The organism is Winogradskyella echinorum, assembly GCF_014297365.1.
In the GTDB taxonomy this organism is placed as follows: domain Bacteria; phylum Bacteroidota; class Bacteroidia; order Flavobacteriales; family Flavobacteriaceae; genus Winogradskyella; species Winogradskyella echinorum.
Map to the genome: position 1 here is coordinate 1 of NZ_JACOQD010000004.1, position 15,165 is coordinate 15,165.

Annotated in this window: 14 protein-coding genes; 4 read left to right on the plus strand and 10 right to left on the minus strand. The window is 31.3% G+C overall.

Annotated elements, in window-relative coordinates; translation table 11 throughout:
• The first annotated feature begins 7 nt into the window (after window positions 1–7).
• A complete protein-coding gene (locus tag H8K90_RS13265; protein ID WP_186846482.1) occupies window positions 8–1,018 on the plus strand; it encodes a PorP/SprF family type IX secretion system membrane protein in 1,011 nt (336 codons plus the stop codon).
• A gap of 37 nt (window positions 1,019–1,055) precedes the next feature.
• On the opposite strand, the gene H8K90_RS13270 is transcribed toward H8K90_RS13265, so the two are convergent.
• Together H8K90_RS13270 and H8K90_RS13275 are read right to left on the minus strand one after the other, a co-directional pair.
• Window positions 1,056–2,228 (minus strand): vWA domain-containing protein, encoded by a 1,173-nt coding sequence (locus tag H8K90_RS13270; protein WP_186846483.1) that lies wholly within the window; start codon window positions 2,226–2,228, stop codon window positions 1,056–1,058.
• A 5-nt stretch (window positions 2,229–2,233) separates the two neighbouring features.
• Window positions 2,234–3,265 carry an SIMPL domain-containing protein gene (locus tag H8K90_RS13275; RefSeq protein WP_186846484.1) on the minus strand — a complete coding sequence of 344 codons (1,032 nt, stop codon included), beginning with the start codon at window positions 3,263–3,265 and terminating at the stop codon, window positions 2,234–2,236.
• Between the two features lie 294 nt (window positions 3,266–3,559).
• Between H8K90_RS13275 and H8K90_RS13280 the strand changes: the two genes are divergently transcribed.
• From H8K90_RS13280 to H8K90_RS13290, 3 genes are all read left to right on the plus strand, one after another.
• A complete protein-coding gene (locus tag H8K90_RS13280; RefSeq protein WP_246457768.1) occupies window positions 3,560–5,650 on the plus strand; it encodes a tetratricopeptide repeat-containing sensor histidine kinase in 2,091 nt (696 codons plus the stop codon).
• Window positions 5,651–5,663: 13 nt separating this feature from the next.
• Window positions 5,664–6,398 (plus strand): LytR/AlgR family response regulator transcription factor, encoded by a 735-nt coding sequence (locus tag H8K90_RS13285; RefSeq protein WP_186846486.1) that lies wholly within the window; start codon window positions 5,664–5,666, stop codon window positions 6,396–6,398.
• Window positions 6,399–6,553: 155 nt separating this feature from the next.
• Window positions 6,554–7,069 carry a gamma carbonic anhydrase family protein gene (locus H8K90_RS13290; protein WP_186846487.1) on the plus strand — a complete coding sequence of 172 codons (516 nt, stop codon included), beginning with the start codon at window positions 6,554–6,556 and terminating at the stop codon, window positions 7,067–7,069.
• Between the two features lie 90 nt (window positions 7,070–7,159).
• Here H8K90_RS13290 and H8K90_RS13295 read toward each other — a convergent pair whose 3' ends face one another.
• The 8 genes from H8K90_RS13295 to H8K90_RS13330 all read right to left on the minus strand — a co-directional run bounded on the left by H8K90_RS13295 (window position 7,160) and on the right by H8K90_RS13330 (window position 15,162).
• The gene (locus H8K90_RS13295; protein WP_186846488.1) at window positions 7,160–7,519 is read right to left on the minus strand and encodes a GTPase; all 360 of its coding nucleotides are present in this window, start codon (window positions 7,517–7,519) and stop codon (window positions 7,160–7,162) included.
• A gap of 33 nt (window positions 7,520–7,552) precedes the next feature.
• Window positions 7,553–8,332 carry a glutamate racemase gene (gene murI / locus H8K90_RS13300; protein ID WP_186846489.1) on the minus strand — a complete coding sequence of 260 codons (780 nt, stop codon included), beginning with the start codon at window positions 8,330–8,332 and terminating at the stop codon, window positions 7,553–7,555.
• Between the two features lie 62 nt (window positions 8,333–8,394).
• On the minus strand, window positions 8,395–8,895 hold the full coding sequence (locus H8K90_RS13305; protein WP_186846490.1) for an OmpH family outer membrane protein: 501 nt from the start codon (window positions 8,893–8,895) through the stop codon (window positions 8,395–8,397).
• Window positions 8,896–8,928: 33 nt separating this feature from the next.
• On the minus strand, window positions 8,929–10,044 hold the full coding sequence (locus H8K90_RS13310) for an OmpH family outer membrane protein (protein ID WP_315970280.1): 1,116 nt from the start codon (window positions 10,042–10,044) through the stop codon (window positions 8,929–8,931).
• 153 nt (window positions 10,045–10,197) lie between these two features.
• Window positions 10,198–12,771 carry an outer membrane protein assembly factor BamA gene (gene bamA, locus H8K90_RS13315; protein ID WP_186846491.1) on the minus strand — a complete coding sequence of 858 codons (2,574 nt, stop codon included), beginning with the start codon at window positions 12,769–12,771 and terminating at the stop codon, window positions 10,198–10,200.
• On the minus strand, window positions 12,743–13,483 hold the full coding sequence (locus H8K90_RS13320; RefSeq protein ID WP_186846492.1) for an isoprenyl transferase: 741 nt from the start codon (window positions 13,481–13,483) through the stop codon (window positions 12,743–12,745). The genes bamA and H8K90_RS13320 overlap by 29 nt, the downstream gene beginning before the upstream one ends.
• Window positions 13,484–14,173: a type IX secretion system protein PorG gene (gene porG / locus H8K90_RS13325; RefSeq protein ID WP_186846493.1), complete on the minus strand. Its 690-nt coding sequence runs from the start codon at window positions 14,171–14,173 to the stop codon at window positions 13,484–13,486.
• A 110-nt stretch (window positions 14,174–14,283) separates the two neighbouring features.
• Window positions 14,284–15,162 carry an NAD kinase gene (locus tag H8K90_RS13330; RefSeq protein ID WP_186846494.1) on the minus strand — a complete coding sequence of 293 codons (879 nt, stop codon included), beginning with the start codon at window positions 15,160–15,162 and terminating at the stop codon, window positions 14,284–14,286.
• Window positions 15,163–15,165: the final 3 nt, after the last annotated feature.

Below are 15,165 nucleotides of genomic sequence, written 5' to 3' on the forward strand. Positions count from 1 at the left end.
AAAAACTATGAGATTAAAAAAGTATTGTTTAGTAGCATTTATAGCTTTAGTAGCAAATTTTAGTTTTGCTCAGGAGGGAATACCTATTTATTCAGATTATTTAACAGATAATTATTATTTAATTCATCCTTCGATGGCTGGCGTAGCTAATTGTGCTAAGGTAAGATTAACTGCAAGGCAACAATGGTTTGGTGTAGATGATGCACCAAGTTTACAAACATTGAGTATTAATGGAAGAATAGGCGATTCTCCAGTAGCAGTTGGAGGTGTACTATTTAATGATTCTAACGGGTACCATTCGACAGTTGGTGGTTATGCTACATTTGCATATCATTTAATGTTTTCAAGAAATGAAATTGACTTAAATATGTTATCATTTGGTTTGAGTGCAGGACTTCTTCAATATAAATTAGATGAAACAGACTTTTTAGCACCGGGTGAATTCGATCAATTAATTGCTGGAATAGAACAAAGTGCTACAAACTTTAATATCGATTTTGGTTTTTCATATCATTTTATAGACTTTTATTTTCATTTTACGGCTAAAAACATATTAGAGAATGAAGGAATAAACTTTAACGATCAAGGTTTTGAATTTAAAAATCTAAGGACGTATTTATTTTCTACAGGTTATACTTTTAATAAATTTGGTAGTGAATGGAGTTATGAACCTTCTATTATGTATATGTACAGAGAAGCAACAAAAGAATCTTCGATTGATATTAATGCAAAAGTATATAAAGAGATGGACTTTGGTAAAGTCTGGGGAGGTTTGTCATATAGACGTAGCTTAGATGGTGCAGAGTTTGTTGATGGCTCTGGTACTAGCAATCAAAAATTACAATATATTACACCATTTGTAGGTGTAGATTATAATCAATTTGTATTTGCTTATACATTCTCTTACCAAGCTAATACGGTTAGCTTTAATAAAGGTGGTTTTCATCAAATAACCTTAGGTTATAACTTTAACTGTAGACGAGAGAAATATGAATGTAACTGTCCAGCAATAAATTAATAAAAAAGGCTCAATGTAAATTGAGCCTTTTTTGTTTCTAAGATTTTTCCCATTTGTAATTTTTCTGTTTTGCTTGTGCTTTTATAGCTTTAATTAAGGCATTTTCGAGACCGTTATCGGAATCTTTGGTTTTACTTTCAATATAACCTTGACGCTTAATATTAAGTTCTGCAATAGCTTTTTGTAGAGTTTCACGTTCTTTACGTTTCTTTTCTACATAAGACTTAATTTCGGCTTTAGATTTTCCTTTTAATTCTTTAGGGAGTTGCTCTTCTTTTAATTGGTCATAAGAAAAGTCATCTTCTTTTTCTGCATCAACTAAATCCCAAGAACTGTTTTTATATAATCTAGAACTTTTGCTAACCGTTCTGCTAACCGCATTTGCCTTATTATAACTTCTAGCATTAGAATCTTGCTCTGCTTGCATTTCCATTTTTTTTCTACCAGTGCTTCCGTATGCTACATAGGTTCTATTTAATTTTTCATTTAATTCTAAAATTTTATCATCATAAGGGGAAGCCACATGCACAGTTGCTTGGTTATGATTAATAGCCATGTAATTTCCATGAGTTAAATCGGCACCATCTTTCCAATAGCTAGTAATACCTTGATTGTAGTCTCCACAGAATATAGTATTTACAGTAACATCATTTTGATGTGCTAACTTCGAAGCCGTTTTATAGCTAACATTACCTTGAGTGTATGGCTCGTTACCTGCTATAAATATAAGTTTTAAATCATCTTTATCGTTTCCCCATTGTAATTGGTTTAAGGCAGTAGAAATAACTTTTCCGCAGTATTCCTCACCACCATCAGTAGTTAAGGAGAATAACGATTTAGAAATTTCATCTAAGTCATCACTAAAGGCAATTACTTGTCTTAAATAGCCTTCATCAGCATTTAGTTTATTATTTCCGTATTCGTAAAGTGCAATTTTTAGGTTAGGACTTTCATCCTTACATTTTGCATAAGATAGTTCATTTACAACTTGCCATAGCTGTGCTTTTGCCTGATCTATTAAACCATCCATGCTATTGCTAGTATCTAAGAGAAGGGCAACTTTTATTTCAGGCTTATCATATTTAGATTTGGTTTCAATTTTCGTTTCTGCAATTGCAAGATCTTGTTGATTCGATTTTGAATTTGCATTACATGCCATAACTGTAGTAAGGCATAAGGTTAAGATAAAAGCGTTCAATTGTGTTTTCATAATTTCTAATTTTTTGTATTTAATTCTTTAACATCTATGGTTCCGTTTGGAGATATTACATAGTATTTATGGTCTATTTCTGTTTTTGTAATTGGTCGCTCTTTTTTCTCTTTTGGTTTAGGAGTAAAAACGAGTTTTATATTCATTCCTATTTGCACAACAGGTTCTAAAATGGATGGATTTATAACTACATCATAATTTTCGTAAGTCAAAGGTTGATAATAGTATGAAGTTTGTTTTTTAGCTACAGTGACACCTTTATTTTTATCTAGAGCTTCAACTGAAGTACTGTTATAAGCCTGATAACTCTGATAAAAATCCTTTGGGAAATAACAATACTTATCATCTGCAATGGCAACGTTATATTGACTCATATCAAAACCTAAGACTTTGTAGTAAGTTTTTTTATCTTCTATGAGTTTTAATAGTTGGTCTTGTAAGTTTTTGTAAACCTCTTGAATGTTTTCAATATAGTAATCAACCTTTACTAAGTTGTAAACTTCACTTTGTGCACAGGCGCCTAATATGGATTCAAATTGATTGGTATTAGTAAATTGAATATGGATATTCTGCTGCAATTCAAACCCTTTAGGAACTTCGGTATAAGTTTTACTAAATAATTTTTTGGTGACTTCAACTTCGTAAATCGGAATAAATGAAATGACATCTATCGCAATATCTTTTTGTGTGATACCTATAGCATTGAGACGATTTTTAATGTTATCCATACGCTCTTTCATCAACTGATTTGTTTTTTCTGCTGATGGTCCAATTTGCGATACATTAAACAAGGCTGTATAAGTTGTTGCACCAGTATTTTGAAGTGCTTTTACATCAATTGTTAGTATATTACTTGGATGGAGTGTTTTGTTAATTTGTTGTTGTACTGTTGGATTGTAAATCTGGGCATTTCCTGAAGTTAAAATATTTTGCCGAGAAATATCTTGTGTAATCTGGTTATAGTTTCCTCTGTGCTGAGCATAAAGATTAATACCGATTGCTAGTAATAGCATTAAAGCTAAATTGCTTTTTTTCATTTTGATTTATGTTTTTTGATTAATGCTGTAAAGCTGCGCTGAAAAAACTTTAAGAAAAAACAGCAATGAGTAAAGTGTTGTTTTCAGTGAGTGAAGCGGTTTTAATTTTTAGGGATAATCACTTTTTAAAGGTATAATTGGTTTAAAATGTAGATAGGCCATTTTTTGAAACCAAATAAAGTATGTAAGTTTATTCAAATTAATAAAATCGAATAGTTGAAAATATTTAAAACATATAGTCTAACACTTTTTTTTCTTTTACTCAGTAGCATTGTTATTGGGCAGGTAAACGAAATGAAAAAAGTGGCAAGTGACGAGTCGTTTACCATAAGGGGATCTGTTTATGATAAAGCCTCGAGACAACCGTATAAGGATGTTGAGATTATGATAAATGGAGGTCGATATACTAGAACAGATTTTAATGGTAAGTTTACTGTACAAGCAAAGATTGGTGACGAAATAATTATAAGTCATAAAGATTTTGAAACTATTTATCATACCATTAAAAAAAATGAACGCATAGACATCGAGGTTATAGAAAGCAATCGTTCAGGAAGGTCTTTTAAGACTAATAGAGATATAAAGCGCTTTAATGAAATGATTGACTCAGCGGATGCTTATCTCAAAAAAGATGCAGAAAAAAGTTTAAAATTTGTTGGTGACGCTTTAGATGTAAATGTGAGCACAAGTCAAAGTGCAGAAGCGCATGAGTTATTAGGTGATGTATATATGTATTGGAAGCAGTTTGATTTGGCAATTTCGGCTTATAAAATTAGTATTCAAAATACAGAAACTTCTTCTGTAAAATTAAAATTAGCCAAAGCTTTTCATAGTAACGGGGATTTTCAAAAAAGTATTTCTACTTATGAAAATCTAAATATAAAGGATTTATCTAATTATGAAAAAACCCTTTTATATGAGGGTTTAGGGGATTCTAACCTTAAAATTAAAAATATTCCTAAAGCTATTACCACATATGAAGAAGGACTAAAGGTGGCAAAGCAACATTTAATCGCTCCAAAAGTTACGGACTTAAATTCTAAAATTGCTCAGGCTTATAATGAAAAAGGTGAAGTGAGTAAAGCAAAAGGTTATTTTGATAATTCATTAAATTTAGCAGCAAAGGAGAATAAGAAACGTTCCGTTGAAGAAAAAGTTAAAGTAGCCGAATTTAATAGTGTAAATCAAGATTATGAAAGTGAAATTGAACTTAGAAAAGAAATTATAAATGATATTAAAGATATTGAACGGGATTCCATTATTTCTAATGAAAGCCCAATTACCTCACAAAAGCAAAATTATAAGATAGGTAATGCCCTTATATTACAGAACAGAAATGAAGATGCTATACCTTATTTAGAAGAAAGTAGAAAAGAAGCAAATGAAAAAGGGGACCTTATCGTTGGTAAGGACGCTACCAGAAAATTGTCTGAAGCTCTTATTAAAAAAGGAGATACAAAAGAAGGACTTGCCATGATAGAGAACTATGAAAATATAGTTGATGAATTGTATGCAAGAAAGGAACAAGAAATATCACAAGCTGCGCGTTTTAGTAGGAATATTGCAGAGCAACAAAATAGAATTACTTCTTTAGAAAGTGATCGTGAATTATCTAAAAGTGAGTACGAGTTAACTCAAGAGCGTAACAAGCGTCAACAACTTATTATATATTCTCTAATAGGCGGTTTACTATTGTTTCTTATTACAGGTTACTTTATGTATAAATATATAAAACAACAACGTTTGGCAAATAACTTACTGGCTTTAAAATCTTTGCGTAGCCAAATGAATCCACACTTTATTTTTAATGCTCTTAACTCTGTAAATAGTTTTATAGCGACAAATGATGAGCGTACGGCTAATAAATATTTATCTGATTTTTCTCATTTAATGCGTTCTGTTTTAGAGAATAGCGAAGAAGATTTTATTCCCTTAAAAAAGGAAGTAGAATTATTAGAGTTATATACCAAACTAGAGCATTTTAGATTTCAGGATAAGTTTGATTATTCAATAGATGTAGATGACACTATAGATGTTGAAAGCTTTCAAATTCCGCCAATGTTATTGCAACCTTATATAGAGAATGCGGTTTGGCATGGCTTGCGTTATAAAACAGAAAAAGGTCATTTAAACATAAACATTAAACCAAAATCTAAAGATGAAATTACCATTACTATCACAGACGATGGTATTGGGAGAATGCGATCAAAAGCATTAAAGACAGATCATCAAAAGAAGCAGAAATCTAAAGGAATGAATAACATTAAGAAACGTGTTGCTATTTTAAATGAAATGTATAAAGATAAAGTTGATGTGGCAATTGAAGATTTTCAAGATTTAGAAGACGCGGGCACAAAAGTAGTTGTCACATTAAAAAAAGATTAAATAGGTAAGACGTATGAAACTAAACGCTATACTTGTAGAAGACGAAGAAAAAAGTAGAGAAATTTTAAGGAACTATCTCACTAAATACTGTCCAAATATTTCAATTATCGGTGAGGCTGCTAATGTAGACGAAGCGTTAGTTTTAATAAGAAATAATGATTTAGATGTTGTGTTTTTAGATGTAGAAATGCCTTATGGTAATGCTTTTGATTTATTAGATAAAGTGGGTGATATAAATTTTGAAACTATTTTTGTAACAGCCTATAACCATTATGCTATTGAAGCTTTAAATGCACATGCTTCCTATTATTTAATGAAACCTATTTCTATTGATGAGTTGATTAAAGCCGTGGATTATGTCACAGAAATAAGAACGAAAGAAGATGCTTTGCAAGACCAGGTTTTGATCCCTAAAACCAATTCGGTTAATGGTAAAATTACCATTCCTCAACAAGATGGTTTTGAGGTTATAGAAACAAATGATATTATGTATTGCAAAGCAGATGATAACTATACAGAAATTTACCTTAATACTAACAAAAAGAAGCTCGTAAGCAAAACATTAAAGTATATAGAAGAGAGCTTAAAAGATGCTAATTTTGCCAGAGTACATAAAAGCTATTTGGTTAACGTTAATGAAATAGTTAAGTATGTTAAAGGTAAAGGCGGTAGTGTAGTACTTAGCAACGGAAAAGAAATTATGGTTTCTGCTTCTAAAAAGTCTGATTTGTTATCTTATTTTAAGTAATAAATCCCTTTAAAAAAAGGGATCTGATAAATTGAAAACTAAATTTTTTAAGCTTAGCCTGAAACTAAAGAATTTGAGTAAGACAAAAAAACAATAATTATATTAAGGAATCTCATCTAAAAATAATGAGATTCCTTTTTTCAAAGGAATAGATTATGCCAGTAATAAAACCAGTAAAAGGAAAACATCCTCAAATACCTAAAGATTGCTTTGTGGCAGAAAATGCCACCATTGTAGGAGAAGTAACTATAGGAAATCAATGTAGTGTTTGGTTTAATGCTGTTATTAGAGGTGATGTACACTATATAAAAATGGGGAATAAGGTGAATGTCCAGGATGGAGCCGTAATCCATGCAACATTCCAAAAGTCGCCAACGACTATTGGTAATAATGTGTCTATTGGACATAATGCTATTGTTCATGGTTGTACCATAAAAGATAATGTACTTATTGGTATGGGTAGTATTATTATGGATGATTGTGTTGTAGAAAGCAATAGCATTATAGCAGCTGGTGCTGTAGTAACAAAAAACACCATTGTAGAATCTGGTAGTATTTATGCTGGTGTACCAGCCAAAAAGGTAAAAGACATTAGTAAAGAATTAATTTCTGGAGAGATTAATAGAATTGCCGATAATTATGTGGAATATTCTAGTTGGTTTAAAGAGTAGTTAAGAAACCTAGAAGTTTTAGTTAAGAATTTAGAATATATACTTTAGTATATGAATTAGAAAAACTCCTTAAACTTTGTTATGCTGATTTTATTTCAGCATCTTAACTTTAGTTTTTAAACTACTTATCAATTCCTCAACATCTACAATTTCATTTATAACATCACTACTTAAAACTGTTGAGATTTGATTGCCGTTAAGCTTTAAAACTGTGGGATAAATCATTTTTACATTAGGAAAGGTTGTTTCAAACTCATCCTTATGATAAAATTCCATTTTTAGATTACTGTCTTCCTTAAAGGTTTTCCAGATTGTGTTTTCAGTAAATGTATCATGTGTTAAAGTGCACAAACTACATTTGTATGTTGATGGACTAAATAATTTATGACCTGCATCAAATAGAGCATTTAACGTACCTGAGTTGGCATTATATACAAACAGTAATTTCATAATGCATTTGTGCGATTTAAGTATAAAACCTTACTAAAAATCTAAATAATTGGTAGGAAATTGATGTTCTAAAATTGAATTTAGGACATTAATATTTCCATTTGTATATAATTCTATAGTTGGTTTAATTTCAGAATCATTCAATAAATTTTTAGACTCTAAAATAGCTTTTGTTTGTTTAGCAACAGCTAACCCAGAATCAATAATTTTTACATGTTCTGGAAGCATGTTTTTAAGCATAGGAATAAGATATGGGTAGTGCGTGCATCCAAGGACCAAATAGTCGATATTTTCTTTTACCATTGGTTCCATGTAAGTTTTTAAAAGCGCTTTCATCTCATTAGACTCTATTTGTCCTGTTTCTATAAGATGTACTATGCCTTCTCCAATTTTCTCAACGACTTTTACACCATTTGCATATAAGTCTGTAGTTTTATGAAAGAGTTGACTACTAAGAGTTCCTTTAGTCGCTAATATACCTATAGCCTTAGACTTTGTATTTAAAGCAGCTGGTTTTATGGCTGGTTCTATACCTATAAAAGGAATTGGGTAATTTTCTCTTAAATATGATATCGCATTTGTAGTTGCCGTATTACAAGCTATTACAATAAGTTTACAGCCTTTTTCAATAAGTAATTCAGTATTTTTAATGCTTAATTGAATTATTTCTTCCTTTGACTTATTGCCATAAGGTGCATTTTTACTGTCTGCCAAATAAATAAAGTTTTCATTTGGTAAAAGGGCATGAAGCTCCTTAAAGATAGATGTACCTCCAATACCAGAATCGAATATGCCAACAGGTAAATTACTCATTACTACAAAAATAAAAAGTCGCTTAATACTAAGCGACTTTCTATATGATTTTTTTTTTGAGATTAAATTCCCAATTCTGCTTTTACGTCTGGCATAAGGTCTTTTCCTTTAGCAACTATTAATGTTCCAGCTTCTAGAACATATTCAATGCCTTGTGCTGCAGCTACTTTTTCTATAGCAGCTTTTGCTTTTTCAGTTATTGGCTTTAAAAGATTAAATCTCTTTTCTTCTAAATCCTTTTGAGCTTGCTGTTGGTATTGACCTAAACTTTGCTTTATACCTTCAACTTCTTCCATACGCTTTTGGTTTTCTTCTTGCGTTTGCGCTTCAGCTTCAGCGTTGTATTGTTTTAATTTATTATCAAGTTCTTTAAAAGATTCTTGTATTGTAGCTTCATAAGTTTTACCAAGTTTTTTAATTTCAGCATCTGCTGAAATATATTCTGGCATAGCTTCAATTAGCTTTTGCGTGTTAATATGCGCAATTTTACTTTGGGCAGTTGAAAAGCTTGTAGCTCCAATAAAAAGTGCTGCTGCGAATAGTAAAGTTTTAAAATGTTTCATTTTTTCTAAATTGTATTTGTGTGTTATAAAATATTAAATGTTTCCTCCATTTTTATTAGCTTTCGCTATAGAGTCGTTCTTTTTTGCTTGTTTTTCACGTTCTTCACGTGCTTTTTTTCGTTGTTCTAAAATTTTCTTTTTTCTATCTTCTAAAGCCTTTTTACGAGCTTCTCTATCTTTTACTTTTTGTTGGCGTTGTTCTTCTAATATTTGAGCGGCAGTTTTAGGTTTTTTAGTACTTGTTGAATCTTTTTTAACAGCTCCTTTTGCCTTTGTACTATCAACCTTTACACTTGTTTTTGCTTTTACAGTAGTGTCTTTAACAGTTGTTTTTGTTGAATCACTAGTTTTAGAATTTCTATTGTTTCTAGCATCGATAGCTTTTTGGCGACGTTCTTCTGCTTCTTTCTTTTTAGCCTCTCTTAATTCTTGTTGTTGTTTTTTTCTATCTTCTGCAGCTTTTTCTCGTTCTGCTCTTTTAGCCGCTAACTCTGCTTCTCTAGTTGCTTTTCTTTCGTCTAATGCTTTTTGACGATCGTCTTTCTCATCATTTACAACAGGTACTACAGCTTCTTCTTCTAATGCCTTACGCTCTTTTTTGTTTTTAGCTTGCGATCGTTTTGATGTTCTGGTAATTGTATTTAAAACTCGCTCACTTAAATCGTAACGCTCTGCTGAAAACAACATCACTACATCAGCTGATTTGTCAAAAACAAAATCGTATTTACCTGTTTCTGCGATGTCTTGTACTGCAGCAAATATTTGATCTTGTATTGGTTCTATCAATTGACGCTTCTGAATCATTAAATCTCCATTAGGTCCAAATCGTTTTTGTTGATAATCTAATATTTCGGCTTCTTCAAAAGAAATATCTTCAAAACGCTCCTCATATAATTCTTTTGTTAAGAGTACACTTTCGTTATCCAATTCTTTTTTCTTTTGCTCTATTTCCGCAAGACGCTTTTCAATTTCTGTTTTCCATTGTAAAACTTTCTTATCAAGTTGTGTAGAAGCTTCTTGATATTCTGGAACATTTTGTAAAATGTATTCGGTATCAATATATCCTATTCTAACTCCACGCTGCGCATTTGCATTAAAGCTCATTAGACTTATTATTGCCAGTAAAAAAAGAACTTTATATTTCATCATTAATAAGTTTTAGTATTTGAGACGTATGTTGGTAAAACCAAATGTTTAGTCGTTTTAGTATTACTTTGCTTCAAATTTAACGAAATATATTCTTAAAAATTTTAGCATCATGATGAAATACTTGTTTAGCTATTAGAAAATATCGTGCCAAACTTAAAATTGTTGTCCGATTATAAAGTGAGTTTCCCATTTTTTTGGAGATGAACCATCAGGTAAATTATCGAAAGCATGACCGAAGTCTATACCCAATAAACCAAAGGCTGGCATAAAGATTCTTAATCCAAAACCTGCAGACCTTTTAAGCTCAAAAGGATTAAAATCTTTGAAATCATTTATAGATTGACCTGCTTCCAAAAACGATAGTGCATATATTTTTGCTTGTGCACCTAGTGTAATTGGGTAACGAAGTTCTAATGAGAATTTATTGTAAATAGATCCACCATCAGTTGAGGATAGGGACTGATTAGGATATCCACGTAATTGAATTACTTCTCTACCATCTAATGAAAAGTTACCTAAACCGTCACCACCAACAAAGAAACGTTCAAAAGGAATTACACCTCTATCATTATTATAAGCTCCTAAGAAACCAAATTCCATACTTGGCCTAAGAACTAGTTTTTTTGTTAATGAAGTATACCAATCTGCTTTGAATTTAATTTTATAAAATTCTAACCATTTGTAACGTTCTTGATCTATTTCTCCAATACGTGCAAAATCATCAACATCTGTTGGGTCTAATCCATCTCTTTCTTCTTTTAATGCGCCATAATCAACACCATTAACTAAAGAGTAAGGGAATGAAAATTTAGCTGAAACGGAAAAATTTGAACCTGCAGTAGGGAAAATAGGATCTATACTTAAATTACTTCTGCTAAGACCTATGGTATAAGAAAGGTTATTTGATGTACCATCTCCAAAGGTAAATAAGCCTGTGTTATAATTCTTAAGATTATAGTGCTGGTAACTCAAAGCTTGCGATAATACAAAGTAATCATCAGGTTCACTTAATCTAGTCGATAAACCAACTGTTACACCAGTAATATCAAATTTTCTACTCTTATCTGCTTTACGAGTTGCTGAGTTGTATAAAAACTGCTTAGAATGCGATATAGAGGTAGATAATTGATAAGGCTTTTTGCCTCCAAGCCAAGGTTCGCTAAAAGAGAAGCTATAGGTCTGGAAGAATTGACTTGCCTGAAGTCTCAATGCCAAACTTTGTCCGTCACCTCTAGGTACAGGTTTATAAGCTTCTTTCTTAAAAATATCCTTGATTGCAAAGTTGTTAAATGATAAACCTAAAGTACCAATGAAGCCACCTCCACCATAACCACCTTGTAGTTGTATCTGGCTAGACCCTTGTTCTACTACTTTATAATCAATATCTAATGTTCCATCTACTGGATTTGGGTTTTTAACATCTGGAACTAATTGTTGAGCGTCAAAAAAGCCAAGTTGTCCTAGTTCTCTAAGCGTTCTAATTATTTCTGATTTTTGATAAAGCTCACCTGGTCTTGTTCTTATTTCTCTATATATAACATGGTCGTTAGTAACGTCATTTCCAGATACAGTTATATTATTATAATATGCAGGCTTACCTTCTACAATTCTAATTTCCATGTCAATAACATTGCCTTCTGCACTAACTTCTACCGGATTTATAGTAGAGAACATATAACCAGTATTTTGATATGCATTGGTTAAATCTTGTGCATCAGGATTAGAAGGATCAGCGATGCGTTCTCTTAACTCTACACCGTTATAGGTGTCTCCTTCTTTTATTTGAAGAAAATTAGCTAACTGTTGGTCAGTGTAAACCGTATTACCAACAAAGGTGATTTTACCGAAAGTGTATTTTTCACCTTCTTCTACTTTTATATTAAGGCTTATTGTTTTTTCGTCGTTATAGATAATAGAATCAGATATTATCCTAGCATCTCTATAGCCATTTTCTTTATAATAATCTATTACGCTAACTAAATCTTCTTTAAAGTCTTCTTCTATATATTTTGAACGTTTTAATAGGCGAATAAAATTCTTTTTCTTCGTGTTTTTCATCGCTTTACGAAGCTTCTTACCTTTTATTTTTTCATTACCTACAAAATTAATGGCTTTAATTTTAACTTTTTGGCCTTTATCAATTTTAATACGCATATTAACACGTTCTTTCTCAACAGAATCAATAACTTGAGATGTGCTAATATTAACCTTAGTGTTTAAGAAACCTTTCTTCTTGTATTTATTAGTTAAATAATTTCTTGTAGTAGCAATAAGGTTTTCAGTAACTTTTTGACCAGATTGAAGATTGTTTTCATTAACAACTTCATCTTTCTTACCCTTTTTAATACCTTCTATTGTGAGATCTAAAAGCTCTGGTAAATCAATAAGTCTAATTTCTAAATTTGCAGTGCTTCCTTCGATATCAGTAACGTAGATATCAATACTGCTAAAAAGATTAGATTTCCATAAGGTTTTTACGGCATTGGCAATTTTTTCTCCACCAATTTGAATTTCTTCATCCTTTCTAAGCTTAGAATAGGCTATAATAGTTTGAGCACTAAAATTAGTGTTTCCAGTAACGTTAATTTCCTTAATTAAATATTTTTTTCCACCTTCTACTTGGGCATTACCAGTAAGTGAAATTGTAAAAAGAAATACAGTACAAATTATTTTAATTAATGATTTCAATACTGTTTTATTAGGTAAGTTGTTCGCTTGTTTTTCCAAATCTTCGTTCTCTATTTTGATAGTTTATGATTGCTTCGTACAGATTTTCTTTTTTAAAATCTGGCCATAAAATATCTGTAAAATATAATTCTGCATAGGCTATTTGCCATAACAAAAAGTTACTAATGCGTTGCTCTCCACTTGTGCGAATAAGTAGATCTACATCTGGTAAATTTTGCGTGTAAAGATGCTTATTTATAATGGATTCATCAATACTTTCAGAAGAAATTATATTATTTTTAACTTTAAATGATAATTCTTTAACAACATTAACAATTTCTTCACGAGATCCGTAGCTTAACGCTAAGGTTAATGTCATATTTGTATTATTTTTGGTTTTTTCTATAACATCTAGGAGTTCTTGATGTGCTTTTTTTGGTAAATCATTTAGACACCCAATAGCGGATAGTTTTATGTTATTGTCTTGTAAAGTCTTTATCTCTTTTTTTAATGACTTTACTAAGAGCTTCATGAGTGTTTGTACTTCTAGTTTGGGTCTATTCCAGTTTTCAGTAGAAAACGCGTAAAGCGTTAGGTTTTTTATACCAAGTTCTGCACTTGCTTCAACGGTTTGTCTCACTGATTTTGTTCCATTTTCGTGCCCAATAACACGCATAAAGCCTTGTTGTTTTGCCCAACGACCGTTTCCATCCATTATAATTGCTAAGTGGTTGGGAAGTTTGTCTTTATGTATTTGTTCTTTTAAGCTCATTTAAAAATTGCAATAGCAAGGTCTTCTTCCAAAGGTGTAAGTTAATGTAATTCCTGAAAATACATACCAATCATTACTATTTGTATTTCCAAAACTAAATTGTTCTCTGTTTTCGGAATCTGGCACACTACCATCTAACTCATCAGAAAATGTGTAGCGCGCACCAATTTCGCCAGCTAATATTAAGTTGTTACTTATACGTTGTTTATAACCAAGTACAATTGGTATTCCGTACGCCAAACTCATAGTATTTTCCCTTGTCTGTGTACCATTAGATATAAAATAATAATTAGGGTGAAACAAAGCACTAATGCCAGAGTATATATACGGAGTGCCTTGGTAACCTAATTGATGAAGGTTAAAATCCCAAAAGGTAAATTCCATTCCGGCAGAAAACTCTACTGTTCGCATACTAAATTTATAATCTCGTTCAATTCGTCTTGGGTCATTAGATTTGGAGTCATAACCTTCTAGACGAGTATAGAGTAGAGTCGCTCTAAATGAATGTCTTGCACTTCTATTCCATTTAATAATTCCACCATATGCTATGCGATTTGGTGAAATATAATCTGTAGACCCAATATCTCCAATAAAGTTACTTCCACCAGCAAATATTCCTACTTCATAGATTTGAGCATCAGAATTTTCGATTACAAAAAGGCTTATTAATAATAATAAAAAGTACCTCATAAAATTTTAAAAGTTTGCAAATATAGTAATTAAGATTTGTGTTAAATAATTTGACACAAATTGTATTACAGATAAACAGATTTTAGAGGTAATTATTGTATGGTTTAGACTTAGTTGCGTCTATCTTCTCCCCAAAGTAATTTTTTTCTTAGTGTATCTAAAAAGGTTTCATCTAAAAGCTCAACCATTTTAACAACAAAATTGGCTTTTTTAATAGTAACTGTAGTAGCATTAGGAAGTGTAACAATTCTTGAGTCTAATGACATTAAAAATTGATCTTCTCTTCCATCTACTCTTAATGTTACTTTAGTGCTATCAGGAATAATTAAGGGCCGAGCACTCAAATTATGTGGTGCAATAGGCGTAAGCACAAAATTATTAGCATCTGGTGTAATTACAGGGCCACCACAACTTAAAGAATATCCTGTTGAGCCAGTAGGTGTAGATAAAATAAGACCATCTGCCCAATACGATGTTAAATATTCATCGTTAAGATGAGTTTCTACTGTAATCATTGAAGTAGTATTCTTCCTACTTAAGGCTATTTCATTTAAAGCAAAATGAATTTCGGTGATGTCATTGTTTTTTGGGTCTGTCGATACACTTAGAAGTGAACGTTCAGAAATTTTATAATTTCCCTTAAAAATCTCTTCTAAAGCATTTTCAATTTCATCGGTTTGTATTGTTGCTAAAAAACCTAATCGACCTGTGTTAATTCCTACTATAGGAATTCCTAGGTCTCTAACATAAGTAATAGCTCTTAAAATAGTACCATCTCCACCGATACTAATAAGTAAATCAAAACTATCGTCTAGTTGGTTAAATGTCCTTACAGCCGAACTTTTTTGAATGGCCGAATTTTGAGTTTTTATAAACTCTTTTTCAAAAAAGACATTAGCCTCCTTTTCTAATAAAAAATCTAATAGTTTTTCTACTGCTTCTTGAGTAGCATTCTTAATGTAATTCTGTCCATAAATTGCTATTTTCATCAA

What these genes read in the sequence shown, in the direction of transcription:
- H8K90_RS13265 (WP_186846482.1), top strand. Translation starts at nt 8, where the DNA reads ATGAGATTAAAAAAGTATTGTTTAGTAGCATTTATAGCTTTAGTAGCA.
- H8K90_RS13270 (WP_186846483.1), bottom strand. Translation starts at nt 2,228, where the DNA reads ATGAAAACACAATTGAACGCTTTTATCTTAACCTTATGCCTTACTACA.
- H8K90_RS13275 (WP_186846484.1), bottom strand. Translation starts at nt 3,265, where the DNA reads ATGAAAAAAAGCAATTTAGCTTTAATGCTATTACTAGCAATCGGTATT.
- H8K90_RS13280 (WP_246457768.1), top strand. Translation starts at nt 3,560, where the DNA reads ATGAAAAAAGTGGCAAGTGACGAGTCGTTTACCATAAGGGGATCTGTT.
- H8K90_RS13285 (WP_186846486.1), top strand. Translation starts at nt 5,664, where the DNA reads ATGAAACTAAACGCTATACTTGTAGAAGACGAAGAAAAAAGTAGAGAA.
- H8K90_RS13290 (WP_186846487.1), top strand. Translation starts at nt 6,554, where the DNA reads ATGCCAGTAATAAAACCAGTAAAAGGAAAACATCCTCAAATACCTAAA.
- H8K90_RS13295 (WP_186846488.1), bottom strand. Translation starts at nt 7,519, where the DNA reads ATGAAATTACTGTTTGTATATAATGCCAACTCAGGTACGTTAAATGCT.
- murI (WP_186846489.1), bottom strand. Translation starts at nt 8,332, where the DNA reads ATGAGTAATTTACCTGTTGGCATATTCGATTCTGGTATTGGAGGTACA.
- H8K90_RS13305 (WP_186846490.1), bottom strand. Translation starts at nt 8,895, where the DNA reads ATGAAACATTTTAAAACTTTACTATTCGCAGCAGCACTTTTTATTGGA.
- H8K90_RS13310 (WP_315970280.1), bottom strand. Translation starts at nt 10,044, where the DNA reads ATGATGAAATATAAAGTTCTTTTTTTACTGGCAATAATAAGTCTAATG.
- H8K90_RS13320 (WP_186846492.1), bottom strand. Translation starts at nt 13,483, where the DNA reads ATGAGCTTAAAAGAACAAATACATAAAGACAAACTTCCCAACCACTTA.
- porG (WP_186846493.1), bottom strand. Translation starts at nt 14,173, where the DNA reads ATGAGGTACTTTTTATTATTATTAATAAGCCTTTTTGTAATCGAAAAT.
- H8K90_RS13330 (WP_186846494.1), bottom strand. Translation starts at nt 15,162, where the DNA reads ATGAAAATAGCAATTTATGGACAGAATTACATTAAGAATGCTACTCAA.